This window comes from Variovorax sp. dw_954, assembly GCF_018449755.1.
In the GTDB taxonomy this organism is placed as follows: Bacteria; Pseudomonadota; Gammaproteobacteria; order Burkholderiales; family Burkholderiaceae_C; genus Variovorax.
In genome coordinates, this window is record NZ_JAAVVD010000015.1 from 56,829 (window position 1) to 80,309 (window position 23,481).

Genomic DNA, 23,481 nt, shown 5'->3' on the forward strand with positions numbered 1-23,481 from the left:
ATCAACCAAGTGCCACAGTCGCGCTTTGTGACGCGGCGGCTGCTATGGAGCTTGGTGCACAGCCCTTGTATGTCGCGCCGTCCACCGAATTGCTTGCCCTATCCCCCATCGAACTCACCATCGAATGCATCCCATGAAACATCACCCTCCCAGGCGCATGAATCTTGATGCTGCTCCCCTCCAGCTTCACGTACGCCCCGCCCACCGTCAGCAGCACATGCGTCGGCGCCTCCACCTCGATCTCCTTCGTCACGCTCGCGATCGTCACCTTCTTGTCCGCCGCGATCTTCGTGGCGCCGCTCTGGCTTTGCAGCTTCACCTTGCCGCTGGCCGCATGCAGGCTGATACCGCGCTCGGTGTTGGGCTCTTCCGCCTTGGCCTTGGTGCCGACCGTGTACAGGCTCACGCCCTTGGCCACGGCAATGGCCGCCTGGCCTTGCGCCATCAGGTCGATGTCTTCGTTGGCGACGATCGTGCTGGTCTGCCCGCTCACAATCACCGCCTCCTTGGGCGTGGCGATGCCGATGCCCATCGGCGCCGTGAGTTGCAGGTGCGGTTCGCTCCACGCGGTCACGGTGCCCTGGCCGCCACCGGTGGCCTTGATATCGCCGTCGTCATCGCTTCCACCCGCGCCTGAGCCGCCCTCTGTCGTCCCCAGCACCTTCGCCACGTGCTTGAGCCCTTCCATCGGCTCCAGCTTGTCGGGCTTGGCCTCGCCCTTGAGCATGGCCTTCTGGGTCTGCGCGCTTTCCGCCAGTGACTCGGCGAGTTCTCGTGCCTGCGTGGTCTGGTTCTGCGCCTCTCGACTGGCCATGAAGGGACCGGTCGCGTTCGGTTGCGCATGGGCGCTGACCAGCAAGCCGGAGCCGGCCCGGATCGCGCCCTGGGCGGTGGTGGCCAGTTCCGCCCCGTGGCCGCGGTCCTTGCCGCGCTGGTTGTCGTTCTGTTGCTTGTGGTGGCCCAGGTGCAGCCGGCTGGAGGCTTGCGTGGTGGCCAGTGCCAGTCGGCTTTGCTGCGGGGTGTCGTCGAAGACGAGTTGGTTGTAGCCGCCGGTGCCGCTCTGGCTGGCGCGCATCTCCTGGGTCTTGATGCCGCTGTAGACGGCGTTGTGGGCGTGCTCGCCCTCCTGGCCGGCGAACCAGGCGGGCGCATTGCCGGTGGCGTTGGCCGCGCCGAGCTGCTTCCGGTTGTACTGGGCATCGGGCTCGCCCTGGCCGTTGTACAGGGCCGCGACAACGACGGGGCGGTCGATGTCGCCGTGCAGGTAGTCGACCAGCACTTCCTGTGCGGTGCGTGGCGCACCCGCCTGGCCCCAGTTGGTGCCGGCCATCGCGGTGGCCACGCGCACCCAGGCGCCGAGTTGGTGGGCGGCGGGGGCGTTGTTGTCGCCGGCCGGATGCGCAAGGCGGCTGCTGGAGCCGCCGCCGCGCTGCCAGTGGAACTGGACCTTGATGCGGTGGTCCCTGTCCGTGTGGATGACATCGCCCGCACCGATGACGATGGCGCTCTGGCTGCCCTGGATGGTGGGCTTGGGGTGGATTGCGCGGCCCTTGCCGTCCAGGGTGAGCGGGCGGTACGGGATCGCGGCGCGCACGGCGCTGAAGTGGTTGCGGTAGTGGGGGACGGCTTCGCTGGCGTTGCCCTTGTTGGACTTTCCAGCCTTGTTGCCTTTGCCGTCGTCCGCAACGACCGGTAAGTCCTGCGCCAGGTCGGGCGCACCCAGCTCCTCGTTGGCTGCACGCTGGAGGTCCTCATCGAGGTTGTTGCGCGCAACGTGGCGCACGGTCAGGACGGCGAAGCGCCGGTCTTCCGCGCCGTCACGGTCATGCACCGGGTGCTGGGTCAGCGTGAAGGTGCTGGCCGGGCTCAGTGTGCGGGCGGTGCCTTCTCCCTCGAAGGCCTTGTTGCGCAGTTCCAGTGCTTCGATGGCGTTGCGCAAAAGGCGCGCACCCTGCGCGCTGGTCTCCCACGCGTAGTGCCCCGGGTCGTCGGCACGGTGCAGGGTGCGGTGGCGCAGGCTGTTGGTGTGGTTGCTGGCTTCCTGCAGAGGCCGCGGGCTGACGGACTTGTAGTCCCAGCTCACCTGGCTCAGGCTGTTGGTTTGCAGTTGTCGGCGTGCGTGCCATTGCTGAATGCTGTCCTCGGCCTCGCTGGCATCGGCGCGGTGGAAGCGGATCTCCGCTTGCGCGTTGGGCTTGAACGCACCGGCGTGGTCGGCGATGACCATGGTGTGCTGGCCCAGGCTCTCACCACTGGCGGACTGGTGTTCGAACCAGTAGAACAGGCCCTCTTCGGCCAGTAGACGAGTCACGAAAGCCAGGTCGCTTTCGTTGTACTGGGTGGTGATGCCACGCTGCGGGTAGACGCTGCGGTCGGCGATGTCCCAGCGCCATTGGGGGCTGAGCTTGCCCTGGGTCTGGTAGTCCGCGAAGACGGCCTCGACGATGTCGAAGACGGCCTTGTCCTGGAACAGATAGCTGTCTTGCCGCCACTGCAGGAAGCTGAACCAGGGTTCGATGACCAGGCGGTAGCGGGCGAAACCGCCATTGCTGGAGATCAGTTGAGCTTCGGTGACATGACCGTGGAAGGGTCGCAGTTCAGTGCGGCTTTGCGCCGTCTGCAGGTCGAGGCGAACAGCCTGGCCGATCAGGCTCTTGAGAGGGATGTGCGCATCATCGGAGAGCGTGCTCAGTTCAAGGCGGAAGCCACCGGCATCGATGGACTCCTCCCCATCGAGCGCCTCTGCCAGCAGGCGGTTGGCGCCGAGCGGCGTGTGCAGCACCAGCAGGCGGTGGCGTTGCTCGAAGCCTGCGCGCAGCAGGTTGCCGACTTGCAATGGACTGACGGACATTTTTGTTCTCTCCCTGTTCACTCATCACTCTTCACCGACGGCCCCTCGGCCGTCAAGACGGGCTCACGTGATCCTGTATTTGAAGTCGCCGTTCTTCGCCGAGCCGACCTTGATCTTGCCGATCTGCGCTTCGTCCGCCATGCGTGCAAGCACGGCCTCGGCAATCTCGGGAAGCAAGGTGCCGTTGAGGATGTGATCGACGTTGCGCGCACCCGAATCCACCTCCGTGCAACGCGCCAGCACCGCATCGACCAGCGACGCGTCCCATTCGAAAACCGCCTTGTGGTTGACCGCGATGCGGTCGCGGATGCGGCCGAGCTTCAGCTCGATGATCTGCACCAGCACCTCGTCCGTGATCGGATAGAAAGGCGCCACTTTCAGCCGACCCAGGAAGGCCGGCTTGAAGGACTTCATCAGCGCCGGGCGCAGTGCCTCCGCGAGCACATCGGGCGCGGGCAGTTCGTCACCGGACTTGTTCAGGCAGGCCTGCATGATCTGCGGCGAGCCGATGTTCGACGTGAGGATGATCAGCGTGTTCCGGAAGTCGATCTCGCGGCCTTCGGCGTCGTCCATCATCCCCTTGTCGAAGGCTTGGAAGAACATCTCCATCACATCGGGATGCGCCTTCTCGACCTCGTCGAGCAGCACCACGCTGTAGGGCGCGCGGCGCACCGCTTCGGTCAGCACGCCGCCCTCGCCGTAGCCCACGTATCCGGGCGGCGAACCCTTGAGCCCCGACACGCTGTGCGCCTCCTGGTACTCGCTCATGTTGATGGTGATCAGCTTCTTCTCGCCGCCATAGAGGATGTCGGCCAGGGCCAATGCCGTCTCGGTCTTGCCGACGCCGGACGGGCCGACGAACATGAACACGCCGCGCGGCTTGTTCGGATCTTCGAGTCGGGCGCTCGCCGTTCGCACGCGCTGGGCTACCGCCGCCAGCGCATGGTCCTGCCCGATGACGCGCTCGGCAAGCAGCTTGTCGAGCTTGCGCACGGTGCGGATCTCGTCCTTCACCATGCGGCCGAGCGGAATGCCGGTCCAGGCCGAGACGATTTCCGCGACCACATGCCCGTCGACCTGCAAGGGCACCATCGGCGTCTCACCTTGCAACGCGCGAAGTTCAGCGAGCAAGGCATCCAGCTCACTCGGCGCTGCGCCAGGTGCGGCCTTCTTGCCGCGAGCGGAAGACTTGGGGCTCGCCGCCTTTTCAGGCGCCTTGTCATCCGCCTCCGCGGGCATGACAGGCGCGGCCTCCCGCTCCGCACGCAAGGCCCTGATGCGCTCGACCAGTTCGCCTTCCTTCTTGAGCTTGGCCTCGTACTCCACCAACGATGCCTGCACAGCTGCCTTCTGCTCAGCCAGTTCAGCCAGCCGCGCCTCATGCCGGCCGCCCGCCACCGTGTCGCGCTGGAGCGCTGCCGCCTCGGCGTCAAGCCGATCGATCGACTTTCGCGCCTCTTCGATCAACGCCGGCGTCGCGCTCTGCCCCAGCGCCACTTTCGCGCAAGCCGTGTCGAGCACACCAACCGCCTTGTCCGGCAACTGCCGACCGCTGATGTAGCGATGCGACAGGCGCACCGCCTCGGTGATGGCCTCGTCCAGCACGCGAATGTTGAAGTGCTTTTCCATCAGCGGCACGATGCCGCGCAGCATCGCGGAGGCCAGCGATTCGCTCGGCTCCTCGACCTTCACCACCTGAAATCGACGTGCCAGCGCCGCGTCCTTCTCGAAGTACTTCTTGTACTCGCCCCAGGTGGTCGCAGCGATGGTGCGCAGCTCGCCGCGCGCCAGCGCCGGCTTCAGCAGGTTGGCCGCATCGTTCTGGCCAGCCTGCCCGCCGGCGCCGATCATGGTGTGCGCCTCGTCAATGAACAGGATGATCGGATGCGGGCTCTTCTTGACCTCGGCAATGACGTTCTTCAGGCGGTTCTCGAACTCGCCTTTCACGCTCGCACCGGCCTGCAGCAAGCCCATGTCGAGCGTATGCACTTCCACGCCGTACAGCACCTTCGGCACGTCGTTCGCGGCGATTCGCAGCGCCAGCCCCTCGACCACCGCGGTCTTGCCGACGCCAGCTTCGCCGGTGAGGATGGGGTTGTTCTGGCGGCGCCGCATGAGGATGTCGATGACCTGGCGGATCTCCGCATCCCGGCCGACCACCGGGTCGAGCGCACCACCACGCGCGCGCTGCGTGAGATTGGTGGTGAACTGGTCGAGTGCCGGCGTCTTGCCCGACACCGCGCCGGCTTCAGGCTCGGCTGCAGGCGCACCTGCCGACGAGCGGGCCGCGTTGGCATCGGCAGCCTCATCGGAGCCATCGGTGAGCTTGTCGAAATCGTGCTTCAGGTCTTCCAGGCGGATCCTGGCGAACAGCGGCGAGCCGCGCTGGGCGAGCTGCGACAAGTCGGGCTCGGTCAGCCACGCCAGCAGCAAGTGTCCGGAGCGGATCGCCGTGACATGGGCATCGAGCGAGGCCAGCAGCCACGCGTGCTGGAACAGCTTCTGCAGGTACGTCGAAAACACCGGCGTCCGCGTGTTCCCGTTCTTGAACGCGCCGATCTCCCGCTCCAGGTCGGACTGCAGCGCAGTCGCGCTGATTCGGTTGGCACGCAGCACGCGCGCGATATCGTTGCCCGGCTGCTCCAGGAGCGCAAGAAACAGATGCTCCAGGTCGACCTCATAGTGCCCTCGCGAGAGACACAGGTTGGCCGCACGTTCGGTCGCGGCACGCGCGGAAGGGTTGAGCTTGGTGATCAGCGTCTTGAGTGATGTGCTCATTGCTTTTTTTCTTCTGGAAGTTCAGTTATTCAATGGATGCAGTTCGTACGAGGTGTCGCTGCGGTCCTGCGGTGCGGCGCGCGTGGTCAGGAAACTGTCCCAGCCAAGATGGCTGCCCAGCGGCTCGTCGAGCGTGACCGAGCGCACTTCCTCCTTGGCCAGGATCAGTCGAACCTCGTATTCGACGGTGACGCCCGCCAGCAGCCCAAGCATCTTTTCCAGCGCCTTCGCATGCGCTTTTCCGGGAAAGAAATCGCGAAACTGCGTGCGCTTGAGCGGCCCGATCCACAGCCGGATGCGCAGGTCACGCTGCCAGACGCGCACGCCCGCCAGCGCCGTATGCCCCAGCTGGATGTTGTTGCCCCCGAGTTGCGACATCTGCGATCTCGGTACGTCGTACCACTTGCCGAGGAACTGCTCCACGCGGATGAGGATCTTGAAGTAGTCCGACAGCACCCGTTGCAGGAACACCCCCGACATCGGCCGGTGCTGCACCGCGGCCGCGTAGCCGGCGACGCTCTCGTCGTACACCCGGCCGTCGCCCTCCTGCAACGGCTGGCGCTGTGACTTGTGTTCCAGGCCTGACAACGACAGCAACGCCGGCAGGTAAGCGCGCGTGCGCTCGTGCTCGTAGTGCAGCGGCAGCCGGTACTTGCGCCAGGCCGCGTAGAACAACGCGGCGGCGCGGTTGGTGAAGATGTCGAGAAACGCCCGCGCTGCGCTGTCGCGCTGGTTCTGCTCGCGCCGCTGCAGGATCTCGGTGTAGGCAATGGGCAGCGCGCCAGACGCTCCCAGCATGCCGAAGAACGCCGGCGTGATCTCGACCTTGTCGATGGCGTCGGAATCCGGGTGGGGCAGGCTCGCCCAGTCGCTGCCGGACACCGCCTCGCCTGCGGCATTGCGCAGTTGCAGGGCTTCGATCTCGCTGGGCGGAAAGCCCAGGTTCAGCGAGCTCCGGAAGCGCATGCGCTGCGGCACCATGCGCTCGCCGGGCACGAGTCGCTGATGCACGTCGCGCTCCTGTCGCCGAAGCATCGCCAGCTCGAGAAGCCGCACCGCCTGGAAGAACTCGAAGCGGTAGGGCTCGCGCGCGAGCTGCTCGATTACAGCAGGATCGAATCGCCGCTGCGTGGCTTGCATCGCACGAGCTCCTCGTTGTCGCGGGACGACAGGATCACCAGCTGGGTGAAGCTGTTCAGGTGCACGTAGAGCCCGAAGAAGTGGTCCAGCACGCGCGCGAACGCCTGCAGGCTGCTGCCCACGAATCCAGCCTCGTCGACCGTGATATGCACTTCGATGCCGCGCACGAAGGTCGCAAAGGGCTTGCCCGGCAGCCACTGCGTGGCGGGTCGCTGCTCGATGGCAACCAGCGCCTCGATCTGCCGGCTCGACACCGCCGTGCGGCCCTGGTCATAGAGGCGCAGCATTTCCTTGAGCGCCGGCAGGCCGCTGCCGACCAGCGACAAGTGGTTGAGCGACAGGTGCGAGATCAGCCGCCAATGCGCCGACTTGCCCCGCGCCACGCGCTGCGTGCGGGTCGGCCGACGCAACAGGCGGATGCCCTGCGCGACCGTATTGCCATCGAGGAACAGATCCCCGCCAGGAAGCCCGATCGCCATGGCATTGGGCACATCCCGGTTGGTGCAGGTGATGTCGATACTGAGCGTCTCGGTCACCGGCGCGGCGGGGTCGAAGTCGATGTCGACGATGGAGATCTCGGTCTCGTAGCCTGGACTCTTGCTGGCCACCAGTTCGTTGCGACGGGCGAACCAGTAGTGCTCCGACTCCTTCGGCTGTTCACCGTGATGCAGCGAGTAGAACGGGCGGAACTCGACAAAGGTCTTGCCCCCCGGTGTTTCCTTGACGATCGTGACCGAGTCGATGCTGTAGACCTCGTAGGCCGAGGCATGCTTGGCATCGCCCAGCACCGGATAGGCCGCCGCCGCGTGCGTGATGCGGATCGGGTTCGCGGCCTGCTTGAACAAGTTGACGACCGGCGTGCAACCCAGCCGCAAGTTCCGACTCGATACGCCCTCCAACAGCCGCGACACCGGCGAATCGGCGCGCAGGTGGCGCATTACCCAATGCAGTGTCAGCGTGCGGCAAGGCCCGACGGCCTCCAGCGCCTTGCCCAGGTCGATGTCCAGGAAGTTGAACTTCTCCGGAAAGGCGAAGTACTCGCTCAGCAAGCGGTAGGCCGGGTGCGAGCGCGCGGGCAGTTCGATGAGCGCATCGGCCTCGTCGAAGCCGACCTCGTGCAACAACTCTCCCATCACCGGCGTCCACTTGCCACTGCGATTCGGCTCCACAAACACTGCGGCAGTCTTCAGGAACATCGCGTCGGCCAGCGCCATGGCGAGCGATGGCTCGGCATCGATGAACACGCGCAGGCGATCGAGTCCCAGCTTCTGCAGCGAGGTCTGTTGACCCAGCAACTCGATCGTGACCGACAGGCTTGCGGTCGCGTTCTTCGGCAGCGTCACATGCAAAGGCGGGTTGACGACCGAATGGAAGACCGCATCGGCGATCTGCACCGGCGCCAGCGTCACGTCGTAGGCCGTGCGAAAGCAGCAGGTGACACCCTGCATCGGGCGCGACTTGAGGACAGCGCCACGCTCCACCGTCACTCCCATGCTCAACTTCGCGACCGCTTCGCTGCCGTCGAATTGCGCGATCGAGCACGACGGAAACGCGCGAAGGTAGTGCGGATACAGGATCTCGAGCAGCGCCTCGGTGAACTCGGGATAGTCGTCGTCGAGCTTCTTGCTGATGCGCGAGGTCAGCAGCGCGAAGGACTGGATCATCCGCTCGACGTGCGGGTCTTCGCTGTTGTCCGAAGCCATCGCGAGGCGTGCCGCGATCTTCGGATAGTTGTTCGCGAACTCCTGCGAGTAACCGCGCAGGAACGCAAGCTCGCGCTCGTAGAACGGCAGTAACTCTTCCATGGTGTCCTAGTAGTTGCGGGCCTTGCTGGCCCCGCGGGTCACGGAATATTGGAGGGTGGTGGGCTGAAGGAGCGCGTCGAAATTCACCGGCTCGCTCATCGCAGGCAATGTGAGCAAGGCCGAGATGCTGAAGTACAGGACGCTGGTGTTGGACTGACCATCGAGTTCCAACGTCACCACGACGTTTGTCAGTCGCGGCTCATGCCGCGCGATCGCTTGCTCCAGCGACCTGCAAATGAACGAGCGGTCGTTGAAACTTGCCAGGCTGCGCCCGGAGAAGTCGTTGAGCCCGTAAGTCAGGATGGACTTCTTGCATTGCTCCAGGCCCTGGAGCATGGGATCGGTGAACACCATGCGCGTGTTCAGCAAGGACTCCAGGTCACGTGCCACCACGTTCTTCATCTCCTCCAGCGAGAAATTCCGCAGCGCTGGCGAAGCCGCTCCGCGACGATCGTCGTCAAACAGCTTGTCGAGCAAGCCGGGTTCAAACCCAGTCATTTATTGTTCCCGCCTTCGGGCGGCCGCCGTGGGGCGACCGGCCCAAAAAAGAACCGCGGCAATTGCCGCGGTTCTTGCCTGCAGCTCAGACTCAGACCGAGTAGGTCTTGTCGTTCTTGGTCAGGCTCCAGGCGCCTTGCGAATTGCCGCCCTGGTTGCCGCCGATCTTCTGCTGGATGTACTTCCACTGCACAGCGGCGTACTTGAGCGAGAAGGATTCGCTCGGCACGCCGGTTTCCACCACGCTCGGGCTCACGCTGGAGATCAGCACGTACTTGAGCTTGATTTCCAGGTACTTCACACGCTTGCCTTCACCGTCGGCGCGGAAGAATTCGATCGTGACTTCGTCGAAGGTGCTGCCGCCCGAAGCGTGCTGGTACAGCAGCGGGCTCACGACGTCCATGTCCTTCGTGAAGATCATTTCGCCGTGCTCGCAACGCTCTGCGGTGTGGCCGCCAGCGGTGGATGCCGTTGCCGAGCGGGGCTGAACGATGGTGTGATGCCAGGTGTTGACCTCGATCCAGTCCTTGTGGTCCTTGTCCTGCGACTCACCCTTGATGGCCGGGCTGCCGAATTTGACGTAGATGTCTTTCACTCTTACCTCTCCTGCTGAAGTTTTTGATTACGGGAATAAACCAACACACTGACACCGCACAGGCAAGCCACCACGGCCTACTTGTTGACGGACTGGGGAAGATCCGCCACGAGACGCAGCGAGATCGACAATTCATCGAGCTGAAAGTGCGGCCGCAGGAATGCGACCGAACGATAGACACCCGGCTTGCCCGGAACCTCGGACACCTGGACAGAGGCCTCGCGCAGCGGGAACTGCGCCTTCTGCTCCTGCGACGCGTTGTCGTCGAGCAGCACGTACTGCGAGATCCAGCGATTCAGGAACTGCTCGACGCTCTGCGCCGATGCAAAGCTGCCGATCTTGTCGCGCATCATCGCCTTCAGGTAGTGCGCCACGCGCGACACCGAGAAGATGTACTGGAGTTGAGCCGACAGCACCGCATTGGCATTGGCGCTGTCGGTGTTGTACTTCTTGGCTTTTTGCAGCGACTGGGCGCCGAAGAAGGCCGCGTAGTCGGAGTTCTTGCAGTGCACCAGCGGAATGAAGCCGAGGTCGCTCAGTTCCTTCTCGCGACGATCGGTGATCGCGATTTCGGTCGGGCACTTGAGCGCGATGTCGCCGTCGTCCGTCTTGAAGGTGTGCGTGGGCAGGTCTTCCACCAGCCCGCCGCCTTCGACACCCCGAATGGCGGCGCACCAGCCGAAGTCATCGAACGCTGCCGTCAGGCGCGTGGCAAAGGCCCAGGCTGCGTTGCACCAGAGGTACTTCGAGTGGTCCGTGCCGTCGACGTCTTCGACGAAGTTGAAGCTGTCGACGATCGTGCCTTCCTTGGGGTCGTACGGCAGGCGCCCGAGGTAGCGCGGCAAGGTCAGGCCGACGTAGCGCGAATCCTCGGAGTCGCGGAACGACTTCCACTTGGCGTATTCGACAGTGTCGAACACCTTGGCCATGTCGCGCGGCTTGCCCAGGTCGGAGAAGGTCTCGAGGCCCAGCAACTCAGGCGATGCGGAGCTGATGAACGGCGCATGCGAGGCAGCCGCAACATGCGACATCTGCTCGAGGAAGTACATGTCTTCCGGCTGGCGGGTGACCTCGTAGTCACCAATGATCGCCCCGAAGGGCGCACCGCCGAAAGTGCCGAATTCTTCTTCGTAGATCTTCTTGAACATCGAGCTCTGGTCGAACTCGATGGCGGACTTGAAGTCCCGGACCAGGTCGCGCTTGGTGGCGTTCAGTACCTTGATCTTGAGCATCGATCCCGTGGGTGTTTCCTTGACCAGGTAGTCGAGGCCACGCCAGGTGCTTTCCAGCTTCTGGAATTGCGGTGCATGCATCACGGCGCTCAGTTGGGCTGAGATCAGGTGATCGAGGTCTGCCACGCGTGCGTCGATCATGGCGGAGACGTTGTCCGACACGATGACGGAGCCATCGAGCACTTGGCTGACCAGTTCTCCGATGATGTCGCGGGCGCGGGAATGTTCGGACTCGGACTTCGCGACCTTGCTCTGGTCGACGATCTGGTCGAGCAGGCTGGTGGTGGCCTGTGCGCCATCCGCGAATGCCGCTACTTGCGCTGCGCTCATAGGTTCAGCCCTCCTTCTTCTTCGCAGCGTCCTTGCCCAGGCGCTGCAATTGTTCGGTATTGCCGAGCACGTCGGCCAGCAGGTCTTCGAGCTTGCCGTTGCCGGCCATCTTGTTGCGCAGGTCGGCCAGCTTGGTGCGCGCGTCGAGCAGCTTGCGCAGTGGCTCGATCTGGTCGACCACAGCCTCGGGGGAAAAGGATTCCATCGAAGTGAAGGTGAGGTCCACGCCGAAGCTGCCGCCGCGCGCGTCGAGCTTGTTCTCGACCTGGAATGCGGCGCGTGGTTGAACGCCCTGCATGACGTCGTCGATGTTGTCGCGATCGACGTTGACGAACTTGCGATCCCTCAGCTTCGATTGGTCGATCCGCGACTGGCCGGCCAGGTCGGCGACCACACCTACGACGAATGGCAGCTCCTTCTGTTCGATACCGTCACCGATCTCGACGTCATAGGTCAGTTGCACCCGCGGGGGACGCACTTTTTGCAAGCGCTTCTGCACGCTTTGTCTTTTGGTAGCCATGGATTTCCTCCCTGCAAGAAACGCAGTTACTTCAACGCATCGAATGGATTGCCGTTGCCCGAACGGGCGGCGGATGCCGCGGCAGGCGCGGCCTTGGCGGGTGTTGCGGGCTTCACGGCCGCGGCGGGTGCAGGTGAAGGCGCTGGCGTCACATCCGTGGATGCGGCGGCAGGCGCCCGTGCGGCCCTGGGAGGCGGCGCCCGACGTACGGGGGTCGCGGCGCGCGCAGACTCCGTTGCAGGAACCAGCACCGAGGTGCCCAGGGTCTCGCGCAGGAGTTGCGCAAGCCTTTGCGCATCGGCCGTGGTGTCGCCGCTCAGCGAACTGTCCTTGCGAAGGTCTTCGAGCGAACGCGCGGCCAGGCGAAGACCGCCCACGGCCGTGACGCTCTTGGCTTGCCGGTTCGAAGGATCCCGCTTGAGTGTTTCTTCAGCCGCGACGATGGCAAGGCTGTAGTTGCCCTGCGCAAAGTGGATCTGGGCGATACGCGACCACGGTTCCCCGCGGCTGGGGTTGTTGGTCGCGATCTGCTGGTACATGCGGATGGCGCGTTCCTTGTCGCCCACCTTGTCGGTTGCCGCGACCTGGTCCGCCTCCGCCATGCTCTTGCTGAATGCCTCCGACGACTGCGCCGCCGCCGTTGTCGTCGGCGCCGTAACGCATCCGGTCAAGAGGCCAGTGGCGATAGAAAACGCCACCACCGCACTTGCAATGTGCTTGTTGTTCACCACTACTCCCTGAAGTCTTCTGTTTTGTCGGAAAGGCCACTCGCCCTTTCCAGCCCGGCCGAACGATACTACATATTGCTTAAGGGTCGGTCGCGGCCCGTACCAAACATGAGGGAGAAATACACAATGCGGACTCGATCCGTTTCGCTTGAGGGCTTGCCGCGGTGCGAATCGGCGCACGCCGTGCCCGCCTACCGATTCATTGCGACTTTGCTGTGCGCAGCAGCCCTCGCGGGCTGCGCATCGCCGGTGGCCACGCTGGGCACCGTTGCCAAGGTCGCACTCGAAGTCAGCGGCCTGAGCAAGCCCGAGTTGCCCGAGCTTCAAAAGCCGCCGCGCAAGGTACCCGTCTCGATCGCCGCGGGGAAGAACCTGAATGCCGACGATCGCGGCCGCCCCCTGGCCGCTGTGATGCGCATCTACAAGCTGAAGGACACCACGGCGTTCTACCAGGCGCCCTTCGATGCATTCGTCACCACCGGCCGCGACAAGGCCGTGCTGGGCGATGACCTGATCGAAAGCCGCGACATCACGCTCATCCCCGACCAGCAGCTCAACCTGAGCGAGACCTTGCCACGCACGGTCAACGCCATGGGAATTGTGGTGCTCTTCCATTCGCCCGGTGGGCAACGATGGCGTGTCGCCTTCGATGCGGCAGAGGCCGAAAAGACAGGCGTCGTCATCGGTGCACACGCCTGTGCGCTCACCGTCACGCAAGGTGCTGTGATCGACGTCCAGGGTCATGGGCAAAGCGAGCCACCGCGTACGTACAACAGGCTCGCGCAGGTGAACTGCAAGAGCTGAAGTTTCGGGGTCGCATGAGATACTGCGACCGCTTTTTTTCGCCGCGCCAAGGGAGCCATACCCGTCGCGGCAAATGTTTTCCAAGGGAGTTGATTCGTCGTGAGCTATGCCGCCAAGGTTCTTTGGGGCGAGGGCCTTTTCCTGCGCCCTCAGCATTTCCAACGCCAGGACGCCTACCATGAGGCGCGCCTTCACAACACCGCTCAATCGCTGCACCCGTACTACTGGGGCGTCCGCTCGTTCAGCTTCGACCTGGACGCGCTCGCCAGCGGCATGCTGCGTGCATCGGAGCTGTCAGTCGTATTCCCCGACGGCGAGCCGTATTCGGCGCCGCATGTCGACAAGCTGCCGCCCCCGATCGCGCTCGACACGCTGAGCCCCGGGCAGAACGAGATCACTTTCTACCTGGTGCTGCATCCGGTAAGGGAACTCGGGCACAACTACAAGGAGCCGGAGGACAGTGCATTCGCCGCGCGATACGTCAGCGACGCGACGCAGTGCCCCGACCTCTTCACCGATGCGGTCAACGCCGAGGTGGTCTACCTGCGCAAGACCGTGAAGTTGCTGGCCGACTCCGAGCCGCGCGAGCAGTTCGTCTCCATCCCGGTGGTGCGCATCCGGCGCACGGCATCGGGCGGCTTCGAGCTCGACCAGGCCTTTGTACCGCCATGTATTTGCGTGGATACATCGCCCACCGTCTACCAGCAATTGCGCCGCCTGCTCGACGTGCTGCAGGCCAAGGTCAACTCGCTCTACGGGATCCATCGCGAGGCCAGCAAGAACATCATCGAGTTCCGCTCCGGCGACATCGCCTCGTTCTGGCTCCTGCACACCGCCAACGCGGCATTTGCGTCGCTGTCGCATCTGTTTCGACATCCGGCGCTGCACCCGGAACGCCTCTTCCAGGAGCTGTTGAATCTTGCCGGCGCGCTGATGACTTTCGCCAAGACCTACACGCTGAACGACCTGCCCACCTACGACCACGAGAAGCCCGGCGCAGCATTCGCCGAACTCGACCACATCATCCGCGACCTGCTCGACACCGTGATCTCGACGCGCTACTTCGCGATCACATTGACCGAGACGCGGCGCGCCTTCCACATGGGCCGGCTCGACTCCGGCAAGATCGACGAGAAGACGGTGTTCTACATGGCCGTCACCGCCAGCATGCCGGCGGCCGAACTGGTCGAGGCCGTGCCCGCGCGATTCAAGATCGGCGCACCGGAAGACGTCGACAAGCTGGTGCTCTCCGCCATGCCCGGCGTGCGCCTGGTCTACGCGCCGCAGGTGCCGCCTGCCATCCCGATCCGCGCCGGCGCCTGCTACTTCGCGGTCGACAGCAAGAGCCCGCTCTACGAACGCATGCTGCAGGCGCAGAGCGTCGCCATCTACGCGCCGACCGGCATTCCCGACATGCAACTCGAACTCATCGCGGTGACATCGTGAACGCATTGAACAAAGCACGCGGCACGGCACACAGCAGGGAGTATTCCAGATGAACGCCACAGCACGCCCGCCCTCCCTCTTCGGCGGAGACGCACCCCCCGCGGGATTCACGCCCGCAGGCACCCTTCCCGCACAGGACTCTTCGCTCCTCGACATCCTGTATGACGGCTTTGTGATGCTCTTTCTCATCAAGAAGAAGCAGCAGCCCGCGCAGGCCGAGCAGTTCCTCGGCGGCATCCGCAGCTACCTCGCGGAGTTCGAGCGCAATGCGCGCAAGCTCGGCGCCGGAGCCGAGGAAGTCCATGCCTGCAAATACGCGTTCTGTGCCGTCGTCGACGAATTCGTCCTGGCCTCGCCGGAGTTCGCGATCCAGCCCGAATGGGAGCGCCGGCCGCTCCAGTTGGCCCTGTTCGGCGACCAGATCGCCGGCGAGAACTTCTTCCACATGCTCGAAGCGCAACGGGCCGAGGGCGCGGCGCGCGTGCAGACGCTTGAAGTCTTCTATATGTGCCTGCTGCTCGGCTTCCAGGGCAAGTACATCCTCGAAGGCCCCGAGAAGCTGGCCTACCTCACGGCCCGGCTGGGCGACGAGATCGCCAACATCAAGGGCAAGCGCACGCCCTTCGCGCCGCACTGGCCCCTGCCCGACCAGATCGCGCACACGCTCAAGCGCGAGGCGCCGCAGTGGGTCGTCGCATCGGTGTTCTCGCTGATCGCACTGGTCGGCTTCATCGGCTTGTCCCTGCACCTGTCCGGCACCACGCAATCCACCTTGGAGCGCTACCAGGACATCGTGCGCCTGGGCCCGCGCCAGGCCAACCTCACGATCTCCCTGCCCTGATGGCCGCTGAAACCATGCTCGACCTCGACGCACTGCTCGCCCCCATTCCCGGCCCGTCCCCCTGTGGACCGGACATGCTCTTCTCACCCCAGTTCGACGCGATCCAGGCGGCGCGCTTGCAGGACGACCCCTCGCTCGAACAGGGCGACTGGGTAATCGATCTCAAGGAAGCCGACTGGCCCTTCGTCATCGCCGAGTCGCAGAAGCTGCTGACCGATTCCACCAAGGACCTGCGCCTCGGCGTGTGGCTCACCGACGCGCTGGCCAGCCGCCAGGGCTTTGCCGGATTGAACGACGGCTACCGTTTGCTGACCGGCCTCTGCGAGCGCCATTGGGACGACCTGCACCCTCATGCCGAAGACGGCGACTTGGACATGCGGTTCGGCAGCGTCAGTTGGCTGGCATCGCGCTCCATCGAACTCGTGCGGCGCGCGGCGATCGTGAACGACGGGAAGGTCTCCTACGGCGCCCACGCCTGGGAGCAGGCCCTCGCCCTCGACCAGGCCGTCAAGCGCGCGCCATCCGACGCCGACGAACTGACGCGGGGCAAGATCACGACCGATCAGTTCGACCGCGTGCGCCGTGCGACGCCGGCAAAGTTCCTGCAGGCCGTGCATGCCGACCTGTCGGCCTGCGAGGCGTCCGTGAAACGCTTCGAGCAGGTCTTCGATGCGCGCACCGACTCGCAAGGGCCGAGCTTCGCGCGGGTCAAGGACATGCTGGAATCCGTTCGCGCCACCATCGAGCGCTTTGCGCGTGATGCCGGTGTTTCACTCGGTCGCGCCGCGGCGCCACCCGCGCCAGTCGCCGGCGACGAATCGCTGCAGCGCGTCGAGCGCATGCTTGCAACGCCCATCGGCGAAGCACCCGGCGCCATCGCAACGCCGCAGCGCGGCGGCATTCACACCCGGGCCCAGGCGATCGCGCAACTCAACGAGGTAGCGACCTTCTTCGAGCGTACCGAGCCTTCGAGCCCCACGGCGTACATGGCCAAGAAGGCCGCGTCGTGGGCCGACATGTCGCTGCATGCGTGGCTGCGCAACGTGGTCAAGAACGAGCAGGAACTCGCGCAACTGGAAGACCTGCTCGGCGTCCGCGGGCAGACGCCGGAAGACGGCAACTGAGGGCGGTTGCCCTCACCGGGAAGGGCGCTGCGTTCAGCGCCCGACCCTGAACTCGATGCGTCGATTGCGCGCGCGGCCCGCGTCGGAGTCGTTGCCCGCCACCGGCTGGTCCGGCCCGACGCCGCTGGTGCTCATGGTGGCAGGATCGATGCCCTTGCCGACCAGGTACCCCTTGACGGCCTCCGCTCGCGCCTGGCTCAAGGCCAGGTTCGACGCCCGGTTGCCGGAGTTGTCGGTATGGCCAATGATCGCCACCGACTTGTTGCTGAGCTTTGCCAGCGCAGCGGCAATCTCTTCGAGGATAGCCCGCCCCTTCGCGGTGAGCGTCGCACTGCCGACCTCGAACTCGATGATGCGGTTGCCCAAGGCCTGGTCCACCACGATCTGCTCGGACACCGGCACCCGAAGGCTGTTCTTGATGGTGTAGGTCGGATTCAGTGCGCCCGCCATGTCGCTGACGATCTTCTGGCGCAACGCTTCATTGCCGACTTCACCTTGCGCGGTGATCTGGGTGCCCTGGATCTGCAGTTGCCCGCGATGGATCTGCTTGAGCGAAGGGTTGAGCAGCTTCTGCACATTGGCCGACCAATTGGCCGGCGTTCCGACGGAACTGACGACCTCGATCCGGTCGATCACGTTGGCCGGGCCATATACCTGGCGCAATGCGCCGACGACTGCCGCGCGCGTCGCCTCGTCGGGCACCTGGCCACCCGCCACGACCTGCTCCGGCTTGCCGGCGGTGCCGCCCGGGCTTTCGATGTTGGCGCCCTGCGCGGGTGCGATTCCAGGCGATTGGGCCTGTGTCAGCGGCGACAACGCAAGGATCCCGACCCCGGCCAGGATGCGCAACGACGCGATATTCAGTTTGCGCATCTCAATCCCCGATGAAGACTTCGCGAAACGCGGACAACACGATTTCGAGCGGCAACTGCGGCTGCTCGAGATAGCTCACCAGCTTGTACATCGCGTAGTTGCTGTGAATGCTTTCCTCAACCCATTCCGGGTTGTCGATCTCGATGTTCTGCTCGGCATGGACCTGCAGGTGCAGCACGCTCTGCAACGTCCGGGGCGACAGCCCGTTGAACCCGACGATCAGGCGTGGCAGCCCGCCGACGGCCGAGACGCAGAGCACCAGTTCGAAGTCCGCCCTCGCGAAGAACCTGGACACGATGTCGACCCAGAAGGTCGCCACCAACGGCTGGAGGAACGGATCGCGCGGCAGCGGCAGGGTCAGCCCCTTCTCGAGATGCGACACCGTGCTGGCCATGATCGGTTGCAGGAGCAGGCCCAGCGCCAGCGTCAAGCGCCGCAACGACACCTTGTGGCCGTCGAAGTTGAGCGTCTGCTCGATGCGCAGCAGGCTGTACTCGCGAATGAAGTCCTGATAGGCCGCATGCGCGCTGGAGCCCTGGAAGATGGTCTCGACATGGAAGGGCACGGCTTCGAGGCCGCGCAGGTCGGCCTCGATATCGCGGCTCGCCTCGAGGTCGGTCACACGCCGCGACACCATGTCCCACCACGGTTGCAGCAAGGCTGGCGCGCCGCTCATGAAATCGATGGCCTTTTCGACGTCCAGCGGCACCGCCACCAGGAACGGATAGCGGCGCGACGACTCGTCATGGCTGGGCCGCACATGACCCGCGATGGCCAGGCGGCTGCGCGAGCCAAGGCACACGAAATGCAGCGGCGCCGCATCGTCGTAGATGAGCTTCCAGCGCGGGTCCTTGGACAGGAGTTCCATGCCCTGGGAGAGCCAGTTGTCGAGCACGCGCAGCAATTGCGGGTTGTAGATGCCCTTGACGAAATCGCCGCGCATCGGCAGCTTGCCGAAGTACGACATCTGCTGGGCCTGGAGCGACGGCTGGCTCATGGGGTTGCTCCTGTCGTTGCCGCGCCGCCCGGAGCGGGCGCGAGTGCTGGTGCACCCGGTGCAGAGGCCACGGGGCGGACATCGACTACCGACGCGGGCAACGTGATGCCGCGCAAGCCCTTGCCCTGCGGCGAGTCGGAGCCGCTGGCGCCAGCCTGCGCGCTCTGGATCAGGCGCAGCTTCACCGAGACGGAGGCAGTGCCCTTGCTCCACGTCAACTCGAAACTGTTGTCAGGCAGTTTCTTGCGTTGCGCGGTGGCAAACAGCTTCTCCAGCCCGAAGTTGCCCGGCTCGTTGACCAGTTCGACCGTCGTTCCATCGAAGGTCACGGCGCTGATCTTCGAACCCGGCGTGCCCTGCGCGTTGGGCCAGACGAAGTTGGACCATTGCGGCGGCGTGTTGCGGTAGCGCAGTTGCTGGCCATCGATCTCGATCACGTACTCGGTCAGGCTCGACGCCGGCTGCGGCAGGATCTGGAACAGGGTCTGCGGCTGTGCCGCCGCCGCGCCGCCGGACGCCGCGCCCCCGGCCAGCGGTGCGACCCATTGCGCAAAGCCGCCGACGAATTCCGGGTTCAGGCGCAAGCCTTCGTCGCCCCAGGTGCGCGCAGAAAGCAGATCTCCACGCCGATTGACCAGCGGCCCCATCGCGGTCGCAACGAACTTGCCGATCGCGCCCTCGGGTCCGAAAACCTGCGCAATTTCAGCCGGTGCGGCCTCGATGGTGGAGCGCGCCGCAAACGGGTACTTGGTCGCCAGCGATTGCTGGAACAACTGCTGGACCTGCGCACTCCAGACCTTGTTCAATTCGACCGCGGTCGGCTGGATCGTCACCGAATACGCGCTCAGCAGCGGGCGCACCAGCAAGGGTCGCAGAGCCTGGCGCTGCGACGGGTCCATGCCGGTCAGCATCTGCTCGTCGACGTACTTGAGCGCGTCGGCCAGTTCGGAGCCATTACCGTCGAGCGTCTGCTGCATCAGCTGGCGCGCGCCGGGGCCCGGATCGCCCTGGTTCTTGATCTGGTTGAAGCGCGTCCGCAACTTCGACAACGCGCCCAGATAGCCCTTCAGCAACGAGGTGTTGTCGCGGTCCACGACGATGCGGCCGACGCCCGCGAACTCCTTGCCCACGGGCCCCATCGGGATCTCGACCGGGTTGCTCGCATCGATGTTGACGTTGACGTTCAACTGCGACGGCGTGGCGCGCGAGAACACGCCCTTGACCCATGCCATGGCGCCGGTGCCGGCCTGTTGCAATCCGGCATTGACCACCGACGGGTTGTCCCAGGAGGTCTGGTCGTAGACGGTGGTGAACACCTTGCGAATCGGCGAGTTCTGCGGGTCGCCCAGCACGTTCATCGCGCCGACGGCCTGGTCGAAATTGGCGAGGTCGCGCACGGCGATCCCCTGGAGGAAACGCCTCCACTCCTTCGCGTACTCGAGCTTGTACATGTTGACCAGCGTCTTGCGGATCTGCTCCGGGCTGCCCTCGAGCGTGAGGTCGTCGTTGCTGGCGACGTTCAGCACCCAGTCCTTGTTGGTCGTCTCGCGATTGGCCGCGTCACGTATCGCCTGGTCGACGTATTGCTGCCAGGCCTCGCGGGTGAAGGCGCCCGAGATCGCCGTGCTGCCTGCGATGACCGCCTCGCTCTCCCCTGTGCTGGCGCCGCCGATGATGCGCGACACGGTCATCGGCGCGAAACGGGTCGATGCGCGCGCCTTGATCTCGGCATAGACGCGCTCGCGCGCCGGCATGCCGCGCACCACGTGACGCAGGGCGTCGCGCGTTTGCTCGACCGCCGTGAGATTGATGTCGGTGATCACCGGCCAGTTGTCGTCGCCGACACGGCTGAGGTAGAAGCTGATCGCGCGCTCGGCATCGCGGATGACCTGCTGGCGCGTCATGTCGCCACGGTTGGCCTCGAGCCACACACGCCAGAAGCGGGAGATCTGGTCGGTCAGGTGCGCGGTCTCGACGTGCCGCTTGTCGGCCAGCATGAGGTAGGTCTTCAGGGCGTTGTACGTGTCCTGGACATCGGTGGGCGATGAGCCGGCATACAGGCCGCCGGCATCGGCGCGCGGGGAAGCGTGGGTGGCCACGACGGGCGTCACCGCCGGCGGGGCGCCGTCGGCGAGCGGCACGTTGGGGCGCTTCAGCAACTCCGGGTGGGCGTTGACCTCTTTCAGGAAAGCCTGCAGGTTGTCCGACACCGGCGACAGCATGAGCTGCTTGATGCCGCCGTAGTACTCGGCCAGCAGCTTGTCCTCCAGCGCGTTGCCCTGGTAGAGGCCCAGTGACAACGCCAGCGGTCGGTCGCTGCGGAATTTCTCGAGTTGCTCGATCCGGTCCTGCAGGATGCCGAGGCTCTCGAAGCGTGCCTTGAGCCCGGGTCCGCCAGCCTGCAGCTTCACGACCTTGTCGAGGTCGGCCTGCACGTTCTCGACCAGTTGCCGGTTGCCCAGGTAGGACCAGGTCCAGCCGCCCAGCATGAGGCCGAGCGCGGTGACGAAGCCGAAGAAGACCAGGTATCGCAGGCGCGTCTTCATCGGGCTGGAGAACTGGCGGACTGTCTTCTTGTCGGCGAAGATGACTTTGGAGAACAGGTCGCGCAGGAAGAATCCGTTCTGCGAATAGACCTCCTTCGCCTTGCTCGACGGGTCGGTCAGCCGAAGCCCGAAGCGCGATGCGATGCGCTCGGTCGACAGGCTGCGCAGCGTGCCTTCCTGCAACGCGCTGGTGAAGTAGAAGCCGCGAAACACGGGCTTGTACTGGAACGGATTGCTTTCGAACAGCGTGGACAGGAACGCGCGCAGCGCCGGCTTGGTGGCCGCGAACTCCAGCGGAAAGATCAGCAGTTCAGGCGATGGATTGGTGTTGCGGCGCGTGGCGATGTGCGCCACGCTGATTTCCTTCAAGCCGGTGTAGAGCTCGTCAAAGCGCTCGTCGAACAGCGCGACGGCATCCTGCTTCTCGTCATGCTCGTAGGGCAGCGTCGCACCCCAGACGCGGTCGCGTTCGACCTTGTCGCTGTCGCCGAAAAATTCGGCGAAGCCGGTGATCAGGTCGGCCTTGGTGAACATCACGTAGACCGGCGCGAAGATCTCCAGCCGCTCGGTGAGCTCCTGCACGCGCTCGCGCAGGCTCTTGGCCAGTTCGATCGCGAAGTCGGGGCGGTTGCCGATGAGTTCCGGCACGCTGGCCGTCACGATGATTCCGTTGATCGGCGCCTTGGGCCGGTACTTCTTGAGCAGGTCGAGGAAGCCGAACCATTCCTTGCGGTCTTCCTGGTGCACCGAGTAGCGCCCGGCCGTGTCGAGCACGATGCCTTCGGTGGTGAAGAACCAGTCGCAGTTGCGCGTGCCGCCGATGCCCTGGATGACCGCGTTGCCTTTTTCCGCGAACGGGAACTGCAGGCCTGAATTGAGGATGGCCGTGCTCTTGCCGGCGGCGGGGTTGCCGATGACCATGTACCAGGGCAGTTCGTACAGGGCTTCGTTGCCCGAGACCTGGCCGATCTTGGAGGTCTTGATGGTCTTGACGGCCTCGATCATGCGGGCGCGCAGCACCTCGATCTCGGCCCGTCGCGCGGGGTCGGCGACGGGTGTGACCGGGGCCGTCTCGCCCTGGTGCTCGAGCATGTCGCCGAGCTCCTGGTTGGCCTTGCGCCTGCGCCAGCGGCGGATGAGCCAGACCACCAGCCAGATGCCCAGGGCCACGGAGAACGCGGCCACGGCCCACATCAGCGCGAGTTCGAGTTGTTGCACGCCGAGGAACAGGACCCCGGCGAGCGCCAGGAACCCGGTGACGGACAGCGTGCGCGTGTCCAGCAGGAAACTGAAGAAGCGACTCATGACTCAGGCGGGCCGCGATGCGGCAGCGGTCATGGCGCAGGGCGCTCGGCCGGAATCCGCGCGCATGCCGCGGCGGCTTGATGATGTCGATTGATTGCTGGACGCGGCATCGGAGACGCCGTCGGATCCATCGCCCGGCACGTTGTGCGGTCGATTCATTTTTATCTACTCCCTTGGCTGCCCTGCGCACCGCATTCTTGGCGGCGCGCAACTCACACAATGTCAATCCCGTGGCAGCTTGAAACCTGGCCTGCGGTATTCCACGTGCCCGTAGTCCTTGAACGACCACCGGCCGCCCCAGACAAGCCCGAGCGACTCGGCCACTTCGCCATACAGGCGGTAGCCCTCCATCGCCCACGCATCCTTCTCGGAAATGACGAGCTTGCCATTTCGATAGAACGCGTTGTCTGCTGCCAGACCATACTGATGGTAACTTTGATTTGCCTTCGCTCGCGTCACGTGCTCGCCCAAAGCAGCAAGTTTTGCCTGACGCTCCGGACTTCTGTAGCCCTCGAGCAGCGCCAGGTCGTAGCCGTGCTTGTCCTTCATGACCTTGTAGACGAGCAGCAGGCGCGCGCGAAAATCGGGGTCCAGCACATCCCAATTGCGGCTGCCTTCCCGGGTCAACGGCCGCACCTGCTCCACCTCGGCCGTCGCGAAGACCTCGGGCGGCAAGGCTGGCGGCGGCACCAGTTGCTCGCCTCGAAGCAATGCCTCGACCTTCTCGTCGGTGTCGCGGGCGGCGTCTTCATAGAACACCGTCTTGCCGCTGCGCAGCACCACGCTCAGCAGCACGGGGACGGCCACGACCACCAGCGCGCCGAGCAGCATGAGTCGGCGCCGGACCAGGAACTGCATCGCGCCGGACCCCGCGTGGCCCGCGGCGCGCACCGATGCGGCGGAGGTCTGCGCGGCGCCATGCCGCGCACGACGCCAGCTACTGGTGAAGGACCGCCACGCGCCGCTCACCGCGGCCATGGCTCGCGCCCGCGCAGCCGGCAGAAAAAAAATGGCGGCCGCGGCCACCATCAGTACGAAATAGAAGAAAAGCGCGAATGCGAACAAGCA

The 23,481-nt window shown here is 64.8% G+C and carries 17 protein-coding genes; 4 read left to right on the forward strand and 13 right to left on the reverse strand.

What is annotated here, in order from left to right; genetic code table 11:
- Position 1: 1 nt before the first annotated feature.
- The 9 genes from HB681_RS22165 to HB681_RS22205 form a co-directional block, all read right to left on the reverse strand.
- Positions 2–2,851 carry a type VI secretion system Vgr family protein gene (locus HB681_RS22165; protein ID WP_213957028.1) on the reverse strand — a complete coding sequence of 950 codons (2,850 nt, stop codon included), beginning with the start codon at positions 2,849–2,851 and terminating at the stop codon, positions 2–4.
- A gap of 63 nt (positions 2,852–2,914) precedes the next feature.
- Positions 2,915–5,629 carry a type VI secretion system ATPase TssH gene (gene tssH / locus HB681_RS22170; protein ID WP_213957029.1) on the reverse strand — a complete coding sequence of 905 codons (2,715 nt, stop codon included), beginning with the start codon at positions 5,627–5,629 and terminating at the stop codon, positions 2,915–2,917.
- A 21-nt stretch (positions 5,630–5,650) separates the two neighbouring features.
- The gene (gene tssG, locus HB681_RS22175; protein ID WP_213957030.1) at positions 5,651–6,769 is read right to left on the reverse strand and encodes a type VI secretion system baseplate subunit TssG; all 1,119 of its coding nucleotides are present in this window, start codon (positions 6,767–6,769) and stop codon (positions 5,651–5,653) included.
- Complete coding sequence (gene tssF, locus HB681_RS22180) at positions 6,733–8,574, reverse strand: type VI secretion system baseplate subunit TssF (RefSeq protein WP_213957031.1); 1,842 nt, start codon at positions 8,572–8,574, stop codon at positions 6,733–6,735. The genes tssG and tssF overlap by 37 nt, the downstream gene beginning before the upstream one ends.
- Before the next feature lie 6 nt (positions 8,575–8,580).
- Entirely contained in the window at positions 8,581–9,072 is a 492-nt protein-coding gene (gene tssE, locus HB681_RS22185) for a type VI secretion system baseplate subunit TssE (protein WP_213957032.1), read from the reverse strand.
- Positions 9,073–9,163: 91 nt separating this feature from the next.
- The gene (locus HB681_RS22190; protein WP_213957033.1) at positions 9,164–9,667 is read right to left on the reverse strand and encodes a type VI secretion system tube protein Hcp; all 504 of its coding nucleotides are present in this window, start codon (positions 9,665–9,667) and stop codon (positions 9,164–9,166) included.
- A gap of 77 nt (positions 9,668–9,744) precedes the next feature.
- A complete protein-coding gene (tssC, locus tag HB681_RS22195) occupies positions 9,745–11,229 on the reverse strand; it encodes a type VI secretion system contractile sheath large subunit (protein WP_213957034.1) in 1,485 nt (494 codons plus the stop codon).
- A 4-nt stretch (positions 11,230–11,233) separates the two neighbouring features.
- Complete coding sequence (gene tssB / locus HB681_RS22200; protein WP_213957035.1) at positions 11,234–11,749, reverse strand: type VI secretion system contractile sheath small subunit; 516 nt, start codon at positions 11,747–11,749, stop codon at positions 11,234–11,236.
- Between the two features lie 26 nt (positions 11,750–11,775).
- The gene (locus HB681_RS22205; protein ID WP_345944722.1) at positions 11,776–12,477 is read right to left on the reverse strand and encodes a hypothetical protein; all 702 of its coding nucleotides are present in this window, start codon (positions 12,475–12,477) and stop codon (positions 11,776–11,778) included.
- 183 nt (positions 12,478–12,660) lie between these two features.
- On the opposite strand from HB681_RS22205, the gene tssJ reads away from it, so the two are divergent.
- The 4 genes from tssJ to tssA all read left to right on the forward strand — a co-directional run bounded on the left by tssJ (position 12,661) and on the right by tssA (position 16,692).
- Positions 12,661–13,281 carry a type VI secretion system lipoprotein TssJ gene (gene tssJ / locus HB681_RS22210; RefSeq protein WP_345944723.1) on the forward strand — a complete coding sequence of 207 codons (621 nt, stop codon included), beginning with the start codon at positions 12,661–12,663 and terminating at the stop codon, positions 13,279–13,281.
- Between the two features lie 99 nt (positions 13,282–13,380).
- Complete coding sequence (tssK, locus tag HB681_RS22215) at positions 13,381–14,727, forward strand: type VI secretion system baseplate subunit TssK (protein WP_213957037.1); 1,347 nt, start codon at positions 13,381–13,383, stop codon at positions 14,725–14,727.
- Between the two features lie 49 nt (positions 14,728–14,776).
- Positions 14,777–15,568 carry a type IVB secretion system protein IcmH/DotU gene (icmH, locus tag HB681_RS22220; protein WP_213957038.1) on the forward strand — a complete coding sequence of 264 codons (792 nt, stop codon included), beginning with the start codon at positions 14,777–14,779 and terminating at the stop codon, positions 15,566–15,568.
- On the forward strand, positions 15,568–16,692 hold the full coding sequence (gene tssA, locus HB681_RS22225; protein WP_256735051.1) for a type VI secretion system protein TssA: 1,125 nt from the start codon (positions 15,568–15,570) through the stop codon (positions 16,690–16,692). The genes icmH and tssA overlap by 1 nt, the downstream gene beginning before the upstream one ends.
- 33 nt (positions 16,693–16,725) lie before the next feature.
- Here tssA and HB681_RS22230 read toward each other — a convergent pair whose 3' ends face one another.
- The 4 genes from HB681_RS22230 to HB681_RS22245 all read right to left on the reverse strand — a co-directional run bounded on the left by HB681_RS22230 (position 16,726) and on the right by HB681_RS22245 (position 23,478).
- Positions 16,726–17,565, reverse strand: coding sequence for an OmpA family protein (locus HB681_RS22230; protein ID WP_213957039.1), 840 nt, complete (start codon positions 17,563–17,565; stop codon positions 16,726–16,728).
- Between the two features lies 1 nt (position 17,566).
- Positions 17,567–18,562, reverse strand: coding sequence for a type VI secretion system-associated protein TagF (tagF, locus tag HB681_RS22235; protein ID WP_213957040.1), 996 nt, complete (start codon positions 18,560–18,562; stop codon positions 17,567–17,569).
- Positions 18,559–22,413, reverse strand: coding sequence for a type VI secretion system membrane subunit TssM (gene tssM, locus HB681_RS22240; RefSeq protein ID WP_213957041.1), 3,855 nt, complete (start codon positions 22,411–22,413; stop codon positions 18,559–18,561). Before tssM ends, tagF begins: the two co-directional genes overlap by 4 nt.
- Before the next feature lie 222 nt (positions 22,414–22,635).
- Positions 22,636–23,478: a M15 family metallopeptidase gene (locus tag HB681_RS22245; protein ID WP_213957042.1), complete on the reverse strand. Its 843-nt coding sequence runs from the start codon at positions 23,476–23,478 to the stop codon at positions 22,636–22,638.
- Positions 23,479–23,481: the final 3 nt, after the last annotated feature.